14 protein-coding genes are annotated in these 15,374 nt (G+C 74.0%); 7 read left to right on the top strand and 7 right to left on the bottom strand.

The window, feature by feature from the left end:
* Positions 1-96 precede the first annotated feature (96 nt).
* Positions 97-1,542 (bottom strand): MocR-like pyridoxine biosynthesis transcription factor PdxR, encoded by a 1,446-nt coding sequence (gene pdxR / locus OG702_RS13500; protein ID WP_327289127.1) that lies wholly within the window; start codon positions 1,540-1,542, stop codon positions 97-99.
* A 49-nt stretch (positions 1,543-1,591) separates the two neighbouring features.
* On the opposite strand from pdxR, the gene OG702_RS13495 reads away from it, so the two are divergent.
* A complete protein-coding gene (locus tag OG702_RS13495) occupies positions 1,592-2,074 on the top strand; it encodes a carboxymuconolactone decarboxylase family protein (protein WP_327289126.1) in 483 nt (160 codons plus the stop codon).
* Here the strand turns inward: OG702_RS13495 and OG702_RS13490 are convergent.
* Positions 2,040-2,870, bottom strand: a complete 831-nt coding sequence (locus OG702_RS13490) for a hypothetical protein (RefSeq protein ID WP_327293219.1) — start codon at positions 2,868-2,870, stop codon at positions 2,040-2,042. The genes OG702_RS13495 and OG702_RS13490 overlap by 35 nt on opposite strands.
* Positions 2,871-3,283: 413 nt before the next feature.
* Positions 3,284-4,468 carry an ornithine--oxo-acid transaminase gene (gene rocD, locus OG702_RS13485; RefSeq protein ID WP_327293218.1) on the bottom strand — a complete coding sequence of 395 codons (1,185 nt, stop codon included), beginning with the start codon at positions 4,466-4,468 and terminating at the stop codon, positions 3,284-3,286.
* A 288-nt stretch (positions 4,469-4,756) separates the two neighbouring features.
* Here rocD and trpS point away from each other — a divergent pair, with 288 nt between their 5' ends.
* Positions 4,757-5,770: a tryptophan--tRNA ligase gene (gene trpS, locus OG702_RS13480; RefSeq protein WP_327289125.1), complete on the top strand. Its 1,014-nt coding sequence runs from the start codon at positions 4,757-4,759 to the stop codon at positions 5,768-5,770.
* 132 nt (positions 5,771-5,902) lie between these two features.
* Complete coding sequence (locus OG702_RS13475) at positions 5,903-6,484, top strand: 2'-5' RNA ligase family protein (protein WP_327289124.1); 582 nt, start codon at positions 5,903-5,905, stop codon at positions 6,482-6,484.
* Between the two features lie 54 nt (positions 6,485-6,538).
* On the opposite strand, the gene OG702_RS13470 is transcribed toward OG702_RS13475, so the two are convergent.
* Complete coding sequence (locus OG702_RS13470; protein ID WP_327289123.1) at positions 6,539-7,294, bottom strand: decaprenylphospho-beta-D-erythro-pentofuranosid-2-ulose 2-reductase; 756 nt, start codon at positions 7,292-7,294, stop codon at positions 6,539-6,541.
* Positions 7,295-7,328: 34 nt separating this feature from the next.
* Positions 7,329-8,708 (bottom strand): FAD-binding oxidoreductase, encoded by a 1,380-nt coding sequence (locus tag OG702_RS13465; protein WP_327289122.1) that lies wholly within the window; start codon positions 8,706-8,708, stop codon positions 7,329-7,331.
* A gap of 276 nt (positions 8,709-8,984) precedes the next feature.
* Between OG702_RS13465 and OG702_RS13460 the strand changes: the two genes are divergently transcribed.
* The 4 genes from OG702_RS13460 (at position 8,985) to OG702_RS13445 (ending at position 12,079) form a co-directional block, all read left to right on the top strand.
* A complete protein-coding gene (locus tag OG702_RS13460; RefSeq protein WP_327289121.1) occupies positions 8,985-9,596 on the top strand; it encodes a phosphatase PAP2 family protein in 612 nt (203 codons plus the stop codon).
* A 43-nt stretch (positions 9,597-9,639) separates the two neighbouring features.
* Positions 9,640-10,551 carry a decaprenyl-phosphate phosphoribosyltransferase gene (locus OG702_RS13455; RefSeq protein WP_327293217.1) on the top strand — a complete coding sequence of 304 codons (912 nt, stop codon included), beginning with the start codon at positions 9,640-9,642 and terminating at the stop codon, positions 10,549-10,551.
* Between the two features lie 116 nt (positions 10,552-10,667).
* Positions 10,668-11,126 carry a GtrA family protein gene (locus tag OG702_RS13450; RefSeq protein ID WP_327293216.1) on the top strand — a complete coding sequence of 153 codons (459 nt, stop codon included), beginning with the start codon at positions 10,668-10,670 and terminating at the stop codon, positions 11,124-11,126.
* On the top strand, positions 11,114-12,079 hold the full coding sequence (locus tag OG702_RS13445; RefSeq protein WP_327289120.1) for a YihY/virulence factor BrkB family protein: 966 nt from the start codon (positions 11,114-11,116) through the stop codon (positions 12,077-12,079). The genes OG702_RS13450 and OG702_RS13445 overlap by 13 nt, the downstream gene beginning before the upstream one ends.
* 50 nt (positions 12,080-12,129) lie before the next feature.
* Here OG702_RS13445 and OG702_RS13440 read toward each other — a convergent pair whose 3' ends face one another.
* Together OG702_RS13440 and OG702_RS13435 are read right to left on the bottom strand one after the other, a co-directional pair.
* Complete coding sequence (locus tag OG702_RS13440) at positions 12,130-13,812, bottom strand: hypothetical protein (RefSeq protein ID WP_327289119.1); 1,683 nt, start codon at positions 13,810-13,812, stop codon at positions 12,130-12,132.
* Positions 13,813-13,913: 101 nt separating this feature from the next.
* Positions 13,914-15,368, bottom strand: coding sequence for a D-alanyl-D-alanine carboxypeptidase family protein (locus tag OG702_RS13435; protein WP_442814410.1), 1,455 nt, complete (start codon positions 15,366-15,368; stop codon positions 13,914-13,916).
* Positions 15,369-15,374 lie beyond the last annotated feature (6 nt).

The following is a 15,374-nucleotide window of genomic DNA, read 5'->3' as shown; positions in this document are numbered from 1 at the left end:
CCGTGCCGAGGGTGTCCGTTTCCCAGGGGCGCGGGGAACCGCGCGACACGCCACGACGGCGGGAAGGAGGCGACGCCACCGCAAGTGGCACCCCCCTCAAGCCCCCGCGGCCAGCGCGTCGCAGAGCAGGCTGAGCGCCGTCGAGAAGGCGTGGTCCGGGGGTGTGGCGTAGCCGACGACGAGGGCGGGCGGGTGGTCGGGCGCCGCGCCGAAGGCGGAGAGGCCGGGGACGGCGAGGCCCAGGCGTTGCGCCCGGCCGAGCACAGTGCGGAGCGGCGGACCCTGCGCCGGCAGGTCGAGCACCGCGTGCAGGCCGGCCGCGATGCCGGACACCCGCACGCCGGGCGCGCGCAGCGCCAGCATCTCCACGACCCGGTCCCGCCGCGCGCGGTAGCGCACCCGCATACGCCGCACATGCCGGTCGTACGCCCCGGAGCTGATGAACTCAGCGAGCGTCAACTGGTCGATCACCGCCGAGAGGTGATCGGCCAGCCGCTTCTCCCGCACCACCGCGTCCAGCAGGTGCGGCGGCACCGCGAGCCAGGCCAGCCGCAAAGCGGGCGCCAGGCTCTTGCTGGCGGTGCCGGCGTAGACGACGTGGTCGGGGGCGAGCGCCTGCAAGGCGGCGACGGGCTGCCGGTCGTAGCGGAACTCCCCGTCGTAGTCGTCCTCGACGACGATCCCGCCGGTGGACCTGGCCCAGGCGACGACGGCCGTGCGGCGCTCCGGGGACAGCCGCACCCCCAGGGGGAACTGGTGCGCGGGCGTGAGCACCACCGCGGGGACGCCGGGGCCGAGGTCCGCCACGCGCGCGCCGTCCGCGTCGACCGGGAGCGGTACGGGGTCGAGCCCGTTCGCCCGCAGCACCGTCGGGGTGTCGGGCAGGCCGACCGCCTCGACGGCGGCACTCCGCGCCCCGCGGGCGTACAGGGCGCGGGCGAGCAGGCCGACGGCCTGGGTGTAACCGGAGCAGATGACCAGGTGGTCAGGGTCGGTGCGGACGCCGCGGACCCGGGCGAGGTAGCCGGCCAGCGCGGCCCGCAGTTCGGGGCGGCCGCGCGGGTCGCCGTAGCCGAACGCCTCGTTGGGTGCGGCGGTGAGGGCGCGCCGGGCGGCCCGCAGCCAGGCGGTGCGCGGGAAGGACGACAGGTCGGGCGACCCGGGCCACAGCACGTAGGGCAGCCCGCTGGGGTGCGGTACGACGTCCGACGGTGCGATACGCGGCCGGTCCTGCGGGGGCGGGACGGGGCGGCGGAGCGGGACGGCGGGCCGCGCGGCGACGGTCGTGCCCGAGCCCTGCCGGGCGGTGAGCCAGCCCTCGGCGACCAGCTGGCCGTAGGCGTCGGCGACGGTGTTGCGGGCCAGGCCCAGGTCGTGCGCGAGGACCCGGCTGGACGGCAGCCGGGTGCCGGGCGCCAGCCGCCCGTCGCGGACGGCCGCGCGCAGCGCCTCCTCGATGCCGGCCCGGGTACGCTGCCCGGCCAGGTCGAGCAGCAGGTCGTAACCGCCGCTGCCGCGCTGCGGAGTGGCCCAGGTGTTCATGCCTCAAGTGGACCATGGCGCGGTGCCACTTCGTGCGTACGGTGGCTGCATGACCACGATTCCCCCGGCTGACGCAGCCGTTCCCGCACCGGTACGCCGGATCGACCTGAACGACAGGGCGCCGGACTTCTACCAGGCGATGTCCGCCCTCGACAAGGCCGCGGCCTGCGGCCTGGACCCGGAGGTCCGCGAACTCGTCAGGATCCGCACCTCGCAGCTCAACGGCTGCGCCTACTGCGTCGACAAGCACAGCGCCGACGCCCGCTCGGCCGGCGTCACCGAGCAGAAGCTGTACGGCCTGACGGTCTGGCGCGAGACCCCCTTCTTCACCGCCCGCGAACGCGCCGCGCTGGCGCTCGCCGAGGCGATGACGCGACTGGGCGCCCACGGGGTGCCGGACGACGTCTACGACGAGGCCGCCAAGCTGTTCGACGAGGACGAACTGCCGCGGCTCATCGCCATGGGCGTGGCGATGAACGCCTGGAACCGCATCGGCGTCACATGCCGGATGTCGCCGGCGACGCGGCCGTAGCGCCGCCTTCGCCGAAGCGGGCCAGCACCAGGGCGCCCACCACGGCCAGGGCGAAACCGATGACGGCGACCGGGGCCCAGCCCGGGCGGGTCCGGTCGTCCAGGGCCAGGACGCCGACCAGGGCGGGGCCGATCGTCTCCCCGACGACCATTCCCGCGGTCGCCGTGGTGACCGAGCCCTGGCTCAGCGCCGAGGTCAGCAGCAGGAAGGCGGCGCCGCCGCCGAGCAGCAGGGCATACAGCGGCGGGCCCGTCACGCCGTCCACCAGCCGCACCGCGACCTCGACCACGCCGAAGCCGAGGCCGGCGCCCAGACCGAGCACCGCGGCCCGGGAGCGGCCCGGCAGCCGCCCCGCCGCGGCGCCCACCAGCAGCACCGCGCCGGCCGCCGCCAGGGTGCCCCACCGCAGCGCCGTACTGCCGTGCCCGTCCCCCTCGCTGCCCGAGGCCAGCCCGAGCAGCGCGAGGCCACCGCAGACCAGGCCCACGGCGGAGCGTTCGACGCGGTCGAGCGTGACGTGCAGCAGGCGGGTCGCGGCGAGCGCGGTCACCGCCAGGCTCGCGGCGAGGGCGGCGCCGACCGCGTAGATGGGCAGCGCCCGCAGTGCCGCCAGCTCCATGGCGAAGCCCAGCCCGTCGAGGGCGAGCCCGGCGACGTACGTGCGCTGAGCCAGCGCACGGGCCAGCAGGCGGGTGTCCACGCCCGACCCGCTGCCGGGCTCGGCGGCGCGGGCGCCCATCGCTTGCAGTACGGAGGCCACCCCAAAACAAACGGCTGCGCCGAGCGCGGCCACCATCCCGATCCTCACCCCCGCACCTTACGGCCGCCCCCGGGCGCCACCCCCACCCCCCACGCCGCGCCCCCCGCGCCCCCGGGTGACTGCCCCTTTGCGAGGGACGGTCGCCTGCGGGCGAATCGTGGCTTGTCGCGCAGTTCCCCGCGCCCCCGAAAAACGCTCACCCTCCTCGCAGAGGGCAAGCACCCAAGGGGCGCGAGGAACTGCGCGCTCAGCCGAGACGCGCCTGCAAGCTGCCAGGCCACCGCAAGCGGCAACCCCCCAGGGGCGCGGGGAACTGCGCGCTCAGCCACAGCGTGCCGGCAGGCAGCGTCGGCACCGCAAGCGGCACCCCCCCAGGGGCGCGGGGAACTGCGCGACAAGCCACGACGCACCCGCACGGACGCGACGCACCGCCCCGTCGGGGGCCGAGCTCAAGCGGCAAGCGCGTCGCGGAGGTGGGTGAGGGACCAGTCGAGGTCGTCCTTGGAGATCGTCAAAGGCGGCGCCAGCCGAATCGTGGAGGTGTGGGTGTCCTTGGCCAGGACGCCGCGGGTGAGGAGCGCCTCGGAGATCTCGCGGCCGGTGCCGCGGGACGGGGCGATGTCCAGGCCTGCCCACAGGCCGCGGCCGCGCACCGCGGTGAGGGAGCCGGCGGCGAGCAGCGCGCCGAGCTCCCGGTGCAGGTGGGCGCCCAGGTCCGCGGCCCGCCGCTGGTATTCGCCGGTGCGCAGCATCGCGAGGACTTCGAGGCCCACCGCGCAGGCCAGCGGATTCCCACCGAAGGTGGACCCGTGCTCGCCGGGCCGGAAGACGCCGAGCACCTCCCGCGAGGAGACGACCGCCGAGACCGGCACGACCCCGCCGCCCAGCGCCTTGCCGAGGACGTACATGTCGGGCACGACGTCCTCGTGCTCGCATGCGAACGTGCGGCCGGTGCGGCCCAGGCCGGACTGGATCTCGTCGGCGACGAAGAGCACCCCGCGCTCCGCGGTGATCCGCCGCACCCCGGCGAGGTAGCCAGGCGGCGGCACCAGGACACCCGCCTCGCCCTGGATCGGCTCCAGCAGCACCGCCACCGTGTCCGCGTCGACCGCCGCGTCGAGTGCGTCGAGGTCGCCGTAGGGGACGACCTCGAAGCCGGGGGTGTACGGGCCGAAGTCGGCGCGGGCCTCCGGGTCGGTCGAGAAGCTGATGATCGTGGTGGTGCGCCCGTGGAAATTGCCGTCGGCCACGACGATCTTCGCTCGTCCCTCGGGGACGCCCTTGACCTGGTAGCCCCATTTGCGGGCGGTCTTGACGGCGGTCTCCACCGCCTCGGCGCCGGTGTTCATCGGCAGCACCATCTCCATGCCGCACAGCTCGGCCAGCTCCGTGCAGAACTGCGCGAAGCGGTCGTGGTGGAAGGCCCGCGACGTGAGGGTGACCCGGTCGAGCTGCGCCTTGGCCGCGGCGATCAGCCGCGGGTGGGCGTGGCCGAAATTCAGCGCCGAGTAGCCGGCCAGCATGTCGACGTAGCGGTGCCCCTCGACGTCGGTCACCCAGGCGCCCTCCGCCTCGGCGATCACCACCGGCAGCGGGTGGTAGTTGTGCGCGCTGTGCGCCTCGGCGGCCGCGATCTGCCGCTCGGTGGACGAGCCGGGCGAGGTCGGGGAGGTCGAGGCGGTCGTGCCGGACGTGGTGCCTGAGGTGCTGGTGCTCACGTGCGTACTCCGTTCGTCGTGCGTCAGGAGCCAGGCCCTTGCCTGGGAACGGGGCGGGGTGTGCCCCCGGGGCCGTACGCCCCATTTCTATCGTCGCTCACCGGCGATGGCGTGAAACCTTACGGCGGAATCGGCGACGCGTCGCCGATCCGCCGGTGCTGCTCAGGGGTGTGGGAGCGCGCGCCGACCTGAGAGAATGGAGGCATGGCCTCAGATCGTCCCCGCGCCCTCTCGGGCATCCAGCCCACCGCCGGTTCCTTCCACCTGGGGAATTACCTCGGTGCGGTCCGGCAGTACGTGGCGCTGCAGGAGTCGCACGACGCGTTCTACATGGTCGTGGATCTGCATGCGATCACCGTCCCGCAGGACCCGGCGGAGCTGCGCGCGAACACCCGGCTCGCGGCCGCCCAGCTGCTGGCGGCCGGGCTCGACCCGGACCGCTGCACGCTGTTCATCCAGAGCCATGTGCCCGAGCACGCCCAGCTCGGCTGGGTGATGAACTGCATCACCGGGTTCGGCGAGGCCTCCCGGATGACGCAGTTCAAGGACAAGTCCGCCAAGCAGGGGGCCGACCGCGCGACCGTCGGCCTGTTCACGTACCCGATCCTGCAGGTCGCCGACATCCTGCTCTACCAGGCGGACGCCGTCCCGGTCGGCGAGGACCAGCGCCAGCACATCGAGCTGACCCGTGACCTGGCCGAGCGCTTCAACAGCCGCTACGGCCCGACCTTCACCGTCCCCGCGCCGCACATCGTGCGGGAGGTCGCCAAGATCTACGACCTCCAGGACCCGACCGCGAAGATGAGCAAGTCGGCGCCCTCGCCGAAGGGCCTGGTCAACCTGCTGGACGACCCGAAGGTCTCGGCGAAGAAGTTCCGCAGCGCGGTCACCGACACGGGTACCGAGATCCGGTACGACGAGAAGGGGAAGCCGGGCGTCAGCAATCTGCTCACCATTCACTCCGCCCTCACCGGTACCGGAATTCCGGAACTGGAACGGCAGTACGAGGGCAAGGGCTACGGTGCGCTCAAGACCGATCTCGCGGAGATCTTCGTGGGGTGGGTCACACCGTTCCACGAGCGTACGAGGGAGTATCTGGGGGACCCGGAAACCCTGGACTCCCTTCTCGCCAAGGGTGCGGAGAAGGCCAGGGCCGTCGCCGCGGAGACCCTGGCGGCGGCGTACGACCGGATGGGCCTGGTGCCGGCCAAGCACTGAGCGGCAGGGGCGGACGGCGGGATCGGGCACGGGGACGTATGGCAACGGGGAACGGGGACAGGACGAGGCACGACGCGTGCCGACGGCGGTCATCTGCCGGCGGCGCCGACCTGGGGGAAAGGGGTGTACGCCATGGAGACCACCACGACGATCGGCGTGTCCATCGCGGTCCCGGAGCCGTACGGACGGCTGCTCCAGGACCGGCGCGCGGGCTTCGGCGACCCGGCGGCGTACGCCATTCCCACCCATGTGACGCTGCTGCCGCCCACCGATGTGGGCTGCGCCGAGCTGCCCGCCTTCCGGCGCCACCTGGCCCGGGTGGCCGCTGAGGGGCGTGCCTTCCCGATGCGGCTGCGCGGCACCGACACCTTCCGGCCGCTGTCGCCGGTGGTCTACGTGGCGCTCGCCGAGGGCGGCGGGGGCTGCGCCGAGCTCCAGGAGAGGGTCAGGTCCGGGCCGGTCGAGCGCGAGCTGCAGTTCCCGTACCACCCGCATGTCACCGTCGCGCACGGCATCGCGGAGGCCGCCATGGACCGCGCCCAGCGGGAGCTGGCCGAATTCACCGCCGAGTGGACCGCGGGCGGCTTCGCCCTCTACGAGCAGGGTGGTGACGGCGTGTGGCGCAAGATGCGTGACTACCCTTTCGGCGCTGAGTCCCCGACCGTCCCGCACCAGCAGACCGTCCCGGCGGCGCGGGAGACGACCCGGCTCTGACGCCGCCGGGCCGCCGGCCGCGGGTGAACCTCGACCTGAGGTCGAGGTTCACGGTCAGACCGGCAGCCGGCGGAAGAGCGGGCGCGGCAGATGGCGGATGCCCGCCATCACCACCCGCAGCGCCCCCGGCACCCAGATCGTGCCGCTCCGGCGCCGCAGCCCCAGCTCGATCGCGGTGGCCACCGCGTCCGGCGTGGTGGCCAGCGGGGCCTCCGGCATTCCCGCCGTCATCCGGGTGCGGACGAAACCGGGCCTGACCGTCATCACATGCACCCCCGAGCCGTGCATGGCGTCGGCCAGGCCCTGGCAGAAGGCGTCCAGGCCCGCCTTGCTGCTGCCGTAGATGAAGTTGACCCGGCGGGCGCGCTCGCCGGCCACCGACGACAGCACCACAAGCGAGCCGTGTCCCTGCGCCTGCAGGGCCGCCGCGCACACCAGCGACGCGGAGACCGCCCCCGTGTAGTTGACCTGCGCGACCTGCACCGCGGCCAGCGGTTCCTGCTCGTCGCGCGCCTGGTCGCCGAGCACCCCGAAGGCCAGCAGCACCATGTCGATGTCGCCCTCGGCGAAGACCTTGCCGAGGGTGATCTCGTGCGAGCCCGTGTCGAGCGCGTCGAAGGCCACGGTGTGCACCTCGGCGCCGATCGCCCGCAGCGAGGCCGCCGCCGCCTCCAGGCCCTGCGACGGGCGGCCGGCCAGGAAGACCGTGCGGGTGCGGCGGGTGATCAGCCGGCGGGCGGTCGCCAGGCCGATCTCCGAGGTGCCGCCGAGGATCAGCAGGGACTGCGGGGCACCGAAGGCGTCCTTCATGGGCTCTCCACGGAAGTCGGGGCGGCGGCCGGCCTCATACGCCGAGCCGGCGGGCGAGGTCGGAGGTGATGGCGCCGCGCGGGTCGTAGCGGCTGCGCAGCTCGCGGAACTCGTCGAGCCGCGGATACATCCGGGCCAGCACGTCGGGGCGCAGCCGGGCGTCCTTGGCCAGGTAGACCCGGCCGCCGGCCGCCGCGACCTCGTCGTCCAGCTCGTCGAGGAAGGCGGCCAGACCGGGCAGGTCGGCCGGGATGTCCAGGGCCAGCGTCCAGCCGGGCACCGGGAAGGACAGCCAGCCGGGGTCGGCGTCGCCGAAGCGCTTGAGCACCGCGAGGAAGGACGGGCAGCGGCGGGACCCGATGCGGCGCACGATGCGGCGCAGCGCGTCCTCCTCGCCGAGGCCGACGACGAACTGATACTGCACGAAGCCGCCGCGCCCGTAGATCCGGTTCCACTCCGGCAGGCCGTCCAGCGGGTGGAAGAAGCTGCTGAGCTTCTGCAGCCGGCCGCGCTGCCGGCGCGGGGCCTTGCGGTACCAGATCTCGTTGAACAGACCGACGCTGTGGCGGCCGAGCAGCCCGTCGGGCAGGAAGCGCGGGGCGGCGGGCAGCCGGCCGGGACGGAAGGCCAGTGGCTCCTCGCGCAGCCGGGCGGGCAGCGCGTCGAGCGGCGCGTGGTCGCCGCGGGTCAGCACCGCGCGGCCGGTCTTCGCGCCGCGGGCGAGCAGGTCGATCCACGCCACGGAGTAGCGGTAGCGGTGGTCGTCGGCGGCCAGTCTGGCCATCAGGTCGTCCAGGTCGGTGGCCCGCTCGGTGTCCACCGTCATCAGTGACGTCTCGACCGGCAGCAGCGCGATGGTGGCGGCCAGCACCACGCCGGTCAGGCCCATGCCGCCGGCCGTCGCCCAGAACAGGTCGGGCTCGTCCTCCGGGGTGACCAGCCGGGTCTCCCCGTCACCGGTGAGCAGTTCCAGCGCCCGGACGTGGCGGCAGAAGGAGCCGGACACATGGTGGTTCTTGCCGTGGATGTCGGCGCCGATCGCCCCGCCGACGGTGACGTAGCGGGTGCCGGGGGAGACCGGGACGAACCAGCCCAGCGGCAGCAGCACCTGCATCAGCCGGTGCAGCGAGACCCCCGCGTCGCACACCACCAGGCCGTTGACCGCGTCGATCTCGTGGATGCGGTCCAGACCCGTCATGTCCAGCACCGCGCCGCCGGCATTCTGCGCCGCGTCCCCGTACGCCCGCCCGAGCCCGCGGGCGATCGTCCCGCGCCCGCCGCACTCGCGGACCGCGCGCACCACCTCCTCGTACGTGCCGGGGCGCAGCACCTGCGCGGAGCTGGGTGCGGTACGGCCCCAACCGGTGACGGAGGTGGCCTCGGCGGCGGGGTCGGCGGCGAAGGGTACGGGCATATCGCTGACCGTATCGTCCGGAAGATACCAAAAGGGGGTTATGCCGTGTTTCTCACCGTAAAGGGTGAGTCCCGCTGCGTGAGCGGGCGGCCCGCACGGTAATCACTCGGGGCTGGACGCATCGCGGTGCGACATCTCGCACCGGAGGTGCGGACGGTTCGCGCACGTCCCGTGTGCGCACCGCGGGAGAGCTCCGCGGACGACCCGCGGACACCCCGCGGGACCCGGCCTCGCGGCCACCCCGCGGGACCACCACGCGGAGGGAGAAAACCGCCGATGCGCCGATCCGACCCCGCCGCACAGCGCGGCACCTCGATATCCCGGCTCGCCCCGGCCCCCTCAGGACCCCCCGGCCGGCGCCCCGCCGGCGGCGTCGCCCGCGCTGAGCGGCGGCTGCTCGCGCTGCTGCGGGAGTGCGGCGGCGACGTACGGGTCGCGAACGTGGTCCGCGTCCTCGGGCAGACCGGCGAGCACGGGGCGGTATGGGTGGCCGCAGGGGCGGCCGGCGCGCTGGCGGATCCCGAACGGCGACGTGCCTGGCTGCGGGCCACCGCCGTCGTCGGCGCCGCGCACGCGGCGAGCATGGGCGCCAAACGGGTCGTACGCCGCCCCCGGCCGCGAATCCCCGGCGCGGCTCCGCTGGTACGCACCGCGGGACGGCACAGCTTCCCCTCCTCGCACGCCACCTCCTCGGCCGCCGCCGTGATCGCCTTCGGCGCGCTGCTGCCGGGCGCGGCCGCCGTCCCCGTACTCGCCGCCGCGATATGCGTCTCCCGGCTGGTCGCCGGGGTCCACTACCCGAGCGACGTCGCCTGCGGCGCGCTGCTGGGCGCCGCCGCGGCCCGGCTGGGGCGCAGCTGGACGCTGGGCGGTGGGTCCGGTGGGTGAACCCGGGGTCGTGACGGTCAAGGACACCGGTGACGTCGCGGGGATCGAGGTCGGCCGGCCGGCCGACGGGGGACTGCCCGCTGGACTGGTGCGCACCGCCCGGCCGCGCCAGTGGGTCAAGAACGGCCTGGTGCTCGCGGCGCCCTTCGCCGCCGGGCGGCTGCTGTCGGTGCGGGACTCGGTCCAGCTCGGCGTCGTCCTGGTGCTGTTCACCGCGTGCGCGTCGGCGGTCTACCTGATCAACGACGCGCGGGACGCCGAGGCCGACCGGGCCCACCCGGTCAAGCGGGAGCGGCCGGTGGCCCGCGGGCAGGTCCCGGTCGGCGCCGCCTACGCCGCGGGCGGGGTGCTCGCGGTGGCGGCGCCGGTGACCGCCGCGCTGACCTGCAACGCCGACACCGCGGGGCTGCTGGCCGGCTACGTGGTGATGCAGCTGGCCTACTGCGTCTGGCTCAAGCACATGCTGGTGGTCGACCTGGTGATCGTCACCACCGGCTTCCTGATGCGCGCCATGGCCGGCGGGGTCGCCCTCGGTATCGGCCTGTCCCGCTGGTTCCTGATCACCTCAGGCTTCTGCGCCCTGTTCATGGTCGCCGCCAAGCGCTACTCCGAGCTGGTGCTGATGTCCGGCAAGGAGAGCGAGGTCGGCGCCACCCGCGCGCTGCTCGGCGAGTACACCGCGGGCTATCTGCGCTTCGTGTGGCAGCTCGCGGCCGGCGTCGGGATGCTCGCGTACTGCCTGTGGGCCATGGAGACCGGCGGTACGGCCTCCGGGCTGCTGCCGTGGCGCCAGCTGTCGATGATCCCGTTCATCCTGTCGTTGCTGCGCTACGCCGTCTTCGCCGACGCCGGCTCGGCCGGGGCACCGGAGGACGTCCTGCTGCGCGACCGCGCCCTCGTGGTGATCGGCCTGGCCTGGGGAGCGCTGTATGTGCTCGCCGCGGTCAACAGATGAGCGGGCGCACCGACTCCTCCCGGCGCACCCCGCGACGCCCGCCGCGTCCCCGACCGCGGCGGGCGCCCGGGCGTCCGTCGCCGGGCGCCCGCCGCCGCGCCGCCGGGCTGCGCGCGATGCTGCCCGAGATCGCCGGCTTCGCCGTCGCCGGCGGCGCCGCCTACGCCGCCGACCTCGGTCTTTTCATCTGGCTGCGCGGGCACACCGGGCTCGGGCCGCTCACCGCCAAGTCGGTGTCCTTCCTGGCCGGCTGCACCGTCGCCTACCTCGGCAACGCGCTGGGCACCTACCGCCGCCGCACCCCCGCCACCGGCCGGGCCCGCCGCTACGGCGTCTTCTTCGCCGTCAACGCCGCGGGCGCCGGCGTCCAGTTGCTGTGCCTGGCCGGGTCGCACTATGTGCTGGGCCTGACCAGCCCGCGCGCGGACATCGTCTCCGGCGCGGGCGTCGGCATGGTGCTGGCCACCGCCCTGCGCTTCTGGGGCACCCGCACCCTGGTCTTCCGTACCGCCACCAGGGGCAGCAGCGGCGTGCGGGGGCCGGAGGAGGGTAGCCGTCCCACATGGACTGGCTGACCCGGGTTCCGTGGATCGGTCCACGGCTCGGGCCGTGGTACGACCGGCGCGTCAAGCCGCTGGTGACCCGCGTGGGCCGGACGCACGCCTGGCGGGCCTTCGCGCACCTGGAGGAGGTGCACTGGACGCGGCTGGCCGCCGCGATGACCTTCACCAGCTTCCTGGCGCTCTTCCCGCTGATCACGGTGGCCGCCGCGCTGGGCGCGGCCCTGCTGTCGCAGCATCAGCTCGACAGGCTGGAGCACAAGCTCACCGAGCAGATCCCCGGCATCGCCGACCAGATCGACATCACCGGCCTGGTCTCCAACGCCGGCACCGTCGGCCTCATCGCCTCCGGCGTGCTGCTCATCACCGGTATCGGCTGGGTCAGCTCGCTGCGGGACTGCCTGCGCGCGGTGTGGCGCAAGGACCAGTCAGGCCAGAACCCGGTGGTCGGCAAGCTCGTCGACGCCGGCGTCCTGTTCGGCCTCGGGGTCTCCGTACTCGTCTCGCTCAGCGCGTCCGGCTTCGCCACCATCGCGGTCAACTGGATCGCCGACCGCATCGGCCTGTCGGAGCAGAGCGGCGGGCGGGTCGTGCTGGCCGTCGTCGGCTACGTGCTCGCGGTCGTCGCCGACTTCGCGATCCTGCTCTACCTGCTCACCCTGATGCCGGGCGTCGACCCGCCGCGCCAGCCGGTGCTCGTGGCCGCGCTGATCGGCTCGGTGGGTCTGGAGTTCCTGAAGGTCGCGCTGGCCAGCTACCTCCAGCGGGTCGCGGGGCGCAACATCTACGGTGCCTTCGGCACGCCCGTCGCCCTGCTGCTGTGGATCAACTTCATGGCCAAGCTGCTGCTCTACTGCGCCGCCTGGACCGCCACCCCGCGCCACGCCCCCGACCGGCCGGCGCCCGAGCCCGCCAAGCAGCCGGCCGGTGAGCAGGCCGAGGGCGGCGCGAGCCGCTGGACCCCCTAGACCACGGCCTAGCCCTCCGACGGTCCACGGAGCCCGGCGCGAGCCCGCCGTCAGGCGGCCGTACGCCGCCGCGACCGCAGCAGGAGCAGCACCGCCCCGCCGAGCAGGCCGCAGCCCATCGCGATCCCGCCGACCAGGGCCACGTGGTCGCTGCCGGTGGCGGCCAGCCTGCCGTCGGGGGACGCGCCGGCGCCGCCGGCCGACCCGGTGCCGCCGGTGGCAGGGCCCGCCGTGGGGGAGCCGCCGGCGCCGCCGGCCGCCGTGCCGGCACCGCCGGCGGCCCCCGAGGTGCCGGTGCCGCCGCCGGTGCCGCCGTTCGAGGTCCCGCCGGCCGCCTTGGCGTTGACCACGACCTTCGCCGTGTCGTTCGCGGGATTCCTGTCGTACGGCGTCGCGTAGCCGGGGGTGAGGAAGGCCCTGCCCGTCGCGTTGGGGATCACCTTGTCGATCCGCAACTTGAAGAAGTCCGTCACGGACTGCCCGGGCAGGAAGAACCAGCCCTGCGTGCAGACGTAATGGACACCGGGGACGTTGTAGTCCAGCAGCTTCCCGTGCTTGTCGTAGCCGAGGCAGTCCTCGTTGGCCCCGACGACCGTGGTGCCGGGCGGCGGATCGAACTCGACCTGGGCGGCCGGCCGCTCGTTCCAGGAGTCCACGTAGCGTGCCGGGCCGCGGTCCGCCAGCTCCACGGCGGCGGTGACGGTCGCGCCCTTGGGGCCCTTGACCGGCGCCACGGACAGCGCGAAGTCCGCGGTGTTGTCGACGTTGATCTTCGGGTCCGCCCAGCTGTAGCCGGTCTGCCAGTCCTGCGCGGTGGTGCCACCGGTGTGCGGGACCATGTCCGGGCCGTCGCCCTGGACCAGGGTGGACCCCCTGCGCGAGTCGGCCAGCGCCTCCGGCGTGTAATCCACCAGGCTGATCTCCACGTCCTCGATCAGCCCGGAGGCGTGCACGCGGAAGGGCACCCCGTCGGTGTAGGACACCGTCGTGCCCGGGGCCACCGGGGGGAGCACGCAGCTGAGCATGCCCACCCACCGGCGGTCCGGGCTGTCGACGTATCCGTACGCGCAGTTGCCGTAGTGCGACAGGGAGTCGAGGCCGCCGGAGGCGTGGGCCGTGAGGATGCTCCCGGCGCCCGGCTGCCCGCCGCGGTTGGTCAGCGCGAAGGACAGCGGGACCAGGTCACCCGGCTTCGCCGCCACCTTTTCCGGCAACCCGTGCATGAAGACGTCCGCGACGGCGCCCACGGTCACCGTCGTCTGGCCGCTCACGTCCGGCAGGCCGGGCGAACTGCCGGTGTAGCGCACCGTCCCCTTCGCGCCGCCGGCGGCGCCGGGCGCCGCCTTGATCCGCAGGACGACCGTGTCGTGCTCGGTCCCCTTCACCCCCGCCGCGTCGCACTCGGCGTGCTTCCGGTCCGCGCTCGGCGTGCAGGCGTCCGGCCAGGTCACCTCGGCGACACCGGCGAGCGTCGTGGCGTCGAACGTCAGAGTGCCGGGTGCGGTCCTGTCGAGGATCTGGTGGGCGAGCTGGACCGAGAGCGACTTCACCGGGTTCTCGCCACCCGCGGGCCCCAGCGGCAGCGTCAGGTCCGCCTGGCTGTACAGCCGCAGCCCGTCGGCGGCGGATGCCGGGGCGGTGCCCGCCGCCCACACCAGCCCGACCGCCACGGCCACGGCCAGCCCGCGCGTGATCACGCGCGGGCTGCGGCGTCTCTGCTCCTTCGTCACCATGAGCGACCCCCTGTTCACCACTTCGGTGAACAAGCAGACTCCCGGGGGTCAACAACAGTTGTGCGGCGCCCCGTTGACGATCCCGCGGCGGCGGTCGCCGGTCAGCCCCGCTTGCGGCGACGGGATCCGCGCCCCGATCCCCGCTCCGACCGGCGGCCGGTGCCGTCGGCCGGCAACGGGCGCCGGCGGCGGATGACGGTGATGACGACCGCCAGCAGCAGCGCCGTCCCCACGGTCACGCCCACGGCCGTCCACAGCCCGGCAGACGAGGACGACGACGAGGTGCTCGCCGAGGCGTTGACCCGCTTGCCGCGGTCGCCGCCGGGCTTGGGGGTGGCCGAGGCGGCCGCCTTCACCGCGCTGAGCGGCGGCACCAGCGTGCCGACCGGCCTGGCCTTGGCGCCGGCCTTGAAGCCCCAGTCCAGCAGGGCGCCGGCCTCCCGGTAGACCTCGTTGTGCCCCGGCTGCGGATTCATCACGGTGACCAGCAGCTTGCGGCCGTTGCGCTCCGCGACCCCGGTGTACGTGGCGCCGGCGTTGGTCGTGTTGCCGTTCTTCACGCCGGCGATGCCCGGGTAGCGCTTCAGGTCGTAGTCACCGCTGAGCAGGCGGTCGGTGTTCTGGATCTGGAAGGACTCGCGGACCTTGGTCGGCTTGCCCTTCTTGTCCTTCTTGAAGTCGCCGGGGAACTGCGCGACGACCGTGGAGCAGTAGGCGCGGAAGTCGGCGTTCTGCAGGCCGCGCCGGGCGAAGAGCGTGAGGTCGTACGCGCTGCTGTGCTGGCCGGGCTCGTCGTAGCCGTCCGGCGTGACGACGTTGGTGTCGTCGGCCTGCAGTTCCTTGGCCAGGGCGTTCATGTCGGCGACGGTCTTGGTCACGCCGCCGTTCATCGCGGCCAGCACGTGGACCGCGTCATTGCCCGAGCGCAGGAACACCCCCAGCCACAGGTCCTTCACCGAGTAGCCCTGGTTCTCCTGTATCCCGACCAGGCTGCTGCCCTCGCCCATGCCCTTGAGGTCGCTCGCCGCGACGACATGCTGCTCGGTCGAGGGGAATTTCGGCAGCACCACGTCGGCGAAGAGCATCTTCAGCGTGCTGGCCGGAGCGAGCTGCCAGTGCGCGTTGTGCTCGGCGAGGATGTCGCCGGTCTCGGCGTCCGCCACGATCCAGGAGCGGGCGGTCAGCTTGGCGGGCAGTGCCGGAGCGCCGCCCGACAGGTCCACCTGGGTCCCGGGTGTCCCGAGCCGGTCGCCGCCGACCTTCGACATCTGGGCCGGCGGTTGCGGCACCTTCGGCCCGCGGGCCGGCGCGGCCGCGGCCGTCCCGGTCAGCGCGGTGCCGCTCAGCAGCACGGCGGTCGCGGCCGTCGCGGTGACGGTCAGGATGCGGTGGCGCAGCGCGCGACGGGCGGGCGGCGCGGTGTGATGCGTAGACACTCGGAAGAACGTACAGGCCTCAGCTGTCAGCCTCCCGGCCAGGGTCGGCGGGCACCCGGGTGAAGATCGCCCTTCCGGTGCCCCTGCCCCGGCCGCCCGGGGCGCGGCGGCGGCGCCCATACTGGG

Origin of the sequence: Streptomyces sp. NBC_01198 (genome assembly GCF_036010485.1) — a bacterium.
Taxonomy (GTDB): Bacteria; Actinomycetota; Actinomycetes; order Streptomycetales; family Streptomycetaceae; genus Actinacidiphila.
The sequence above is the reverse complement of the archived record's forward strand: the minus strand, read 5'-3'. Positions and strand labels throughout refer to the sequence as shown.

Bases quoted from the DNA above. Each gene is read 5' to 3' on its own strand.
- pdxR (WP_327289127.1), bottom strand. From the start codon at position 1,542: ATGAACACCTGGGCCACTCCGCAGCGCGGCAGCGGCGGTTACGACCTG.
- OG702_RS13495 (WP_327289126.1), top strand. From the start codon at position 1,592: ATGACCACGATTCCCCCGGCTGACGCAGCCGTTCCCGCACCGGTACGC.
- OG702_RS13490 (WP_327293219.1), bottom strand. From the start codon at position 2,870: ATGGTGGCCGCGCTCGGCGCAGCCGTTTGTTTTGGGGTGGCCTCCGTA.
- trpS (WP_327289125.1), top strand. From the start codon at position 4,757: ATGGCCTCAGATCGTCCCCGCGCCCTCTCGGGCATCCAGCCCACCGCC.
- OG702_RS13475 (WP_327289124.1), top strand. From the start codon at position 5,903: ATGGAGACCACCACGACGATCGGCGTGTCCATCGCGGTCCCGGAGCCG.
- OG702_RS13470 (WP_327289123.1), bottom strand. From the start codon at position 7,294: ATGAAGGACGCCTTCGGTGCCCCGCAGTCCCTGCTGATCCTCGGCGGC.
- OG702_RS13465 (WP_327289122.1), bottom strand. From the start codon at position 8,708: ATGCCCGTACCCTTCGCCGCCGACCCCGCCGCCGAGGCCACCTCCGTC.
- OG702_RS13460 (WP_327289121.1), top strand. From the start codon at position 8,985: ATGCGCCGATCCGACCCCGCCGCACAGCGCGGCACCTCGATATCCCGG.
- OG702_RS13450 (WP_327293216.1), top strand. From the start codon at position 10,668: ATGCTGCCCGAGATCGCCGGCTTCGCCGTCGCCGGCGGCGCCGCCTAC.
- OG702_RS13445 (WP_327289120.1), top strand. From the start codon at position 11,114: ATGGACTGGCTGACCCGGGTTCCGTGGATCGGTCCACGGCTCGGGCCG.
- OG702_RS13440 (WP_327289119.1), bottom strand. From the start codon at position 13,812: ATGGTGACGAAGGAGCAGAGACGCCGCAGCCCGCGCGTGATCACGCGC.
- OG702_RS13435 (WP_442814410.1), bottom strand. From the start codon at position 15,368: ATGGGCGCCGCCGCCGCGCCCCGGGCGGCCGGGGCAGGGGCACCGGAA.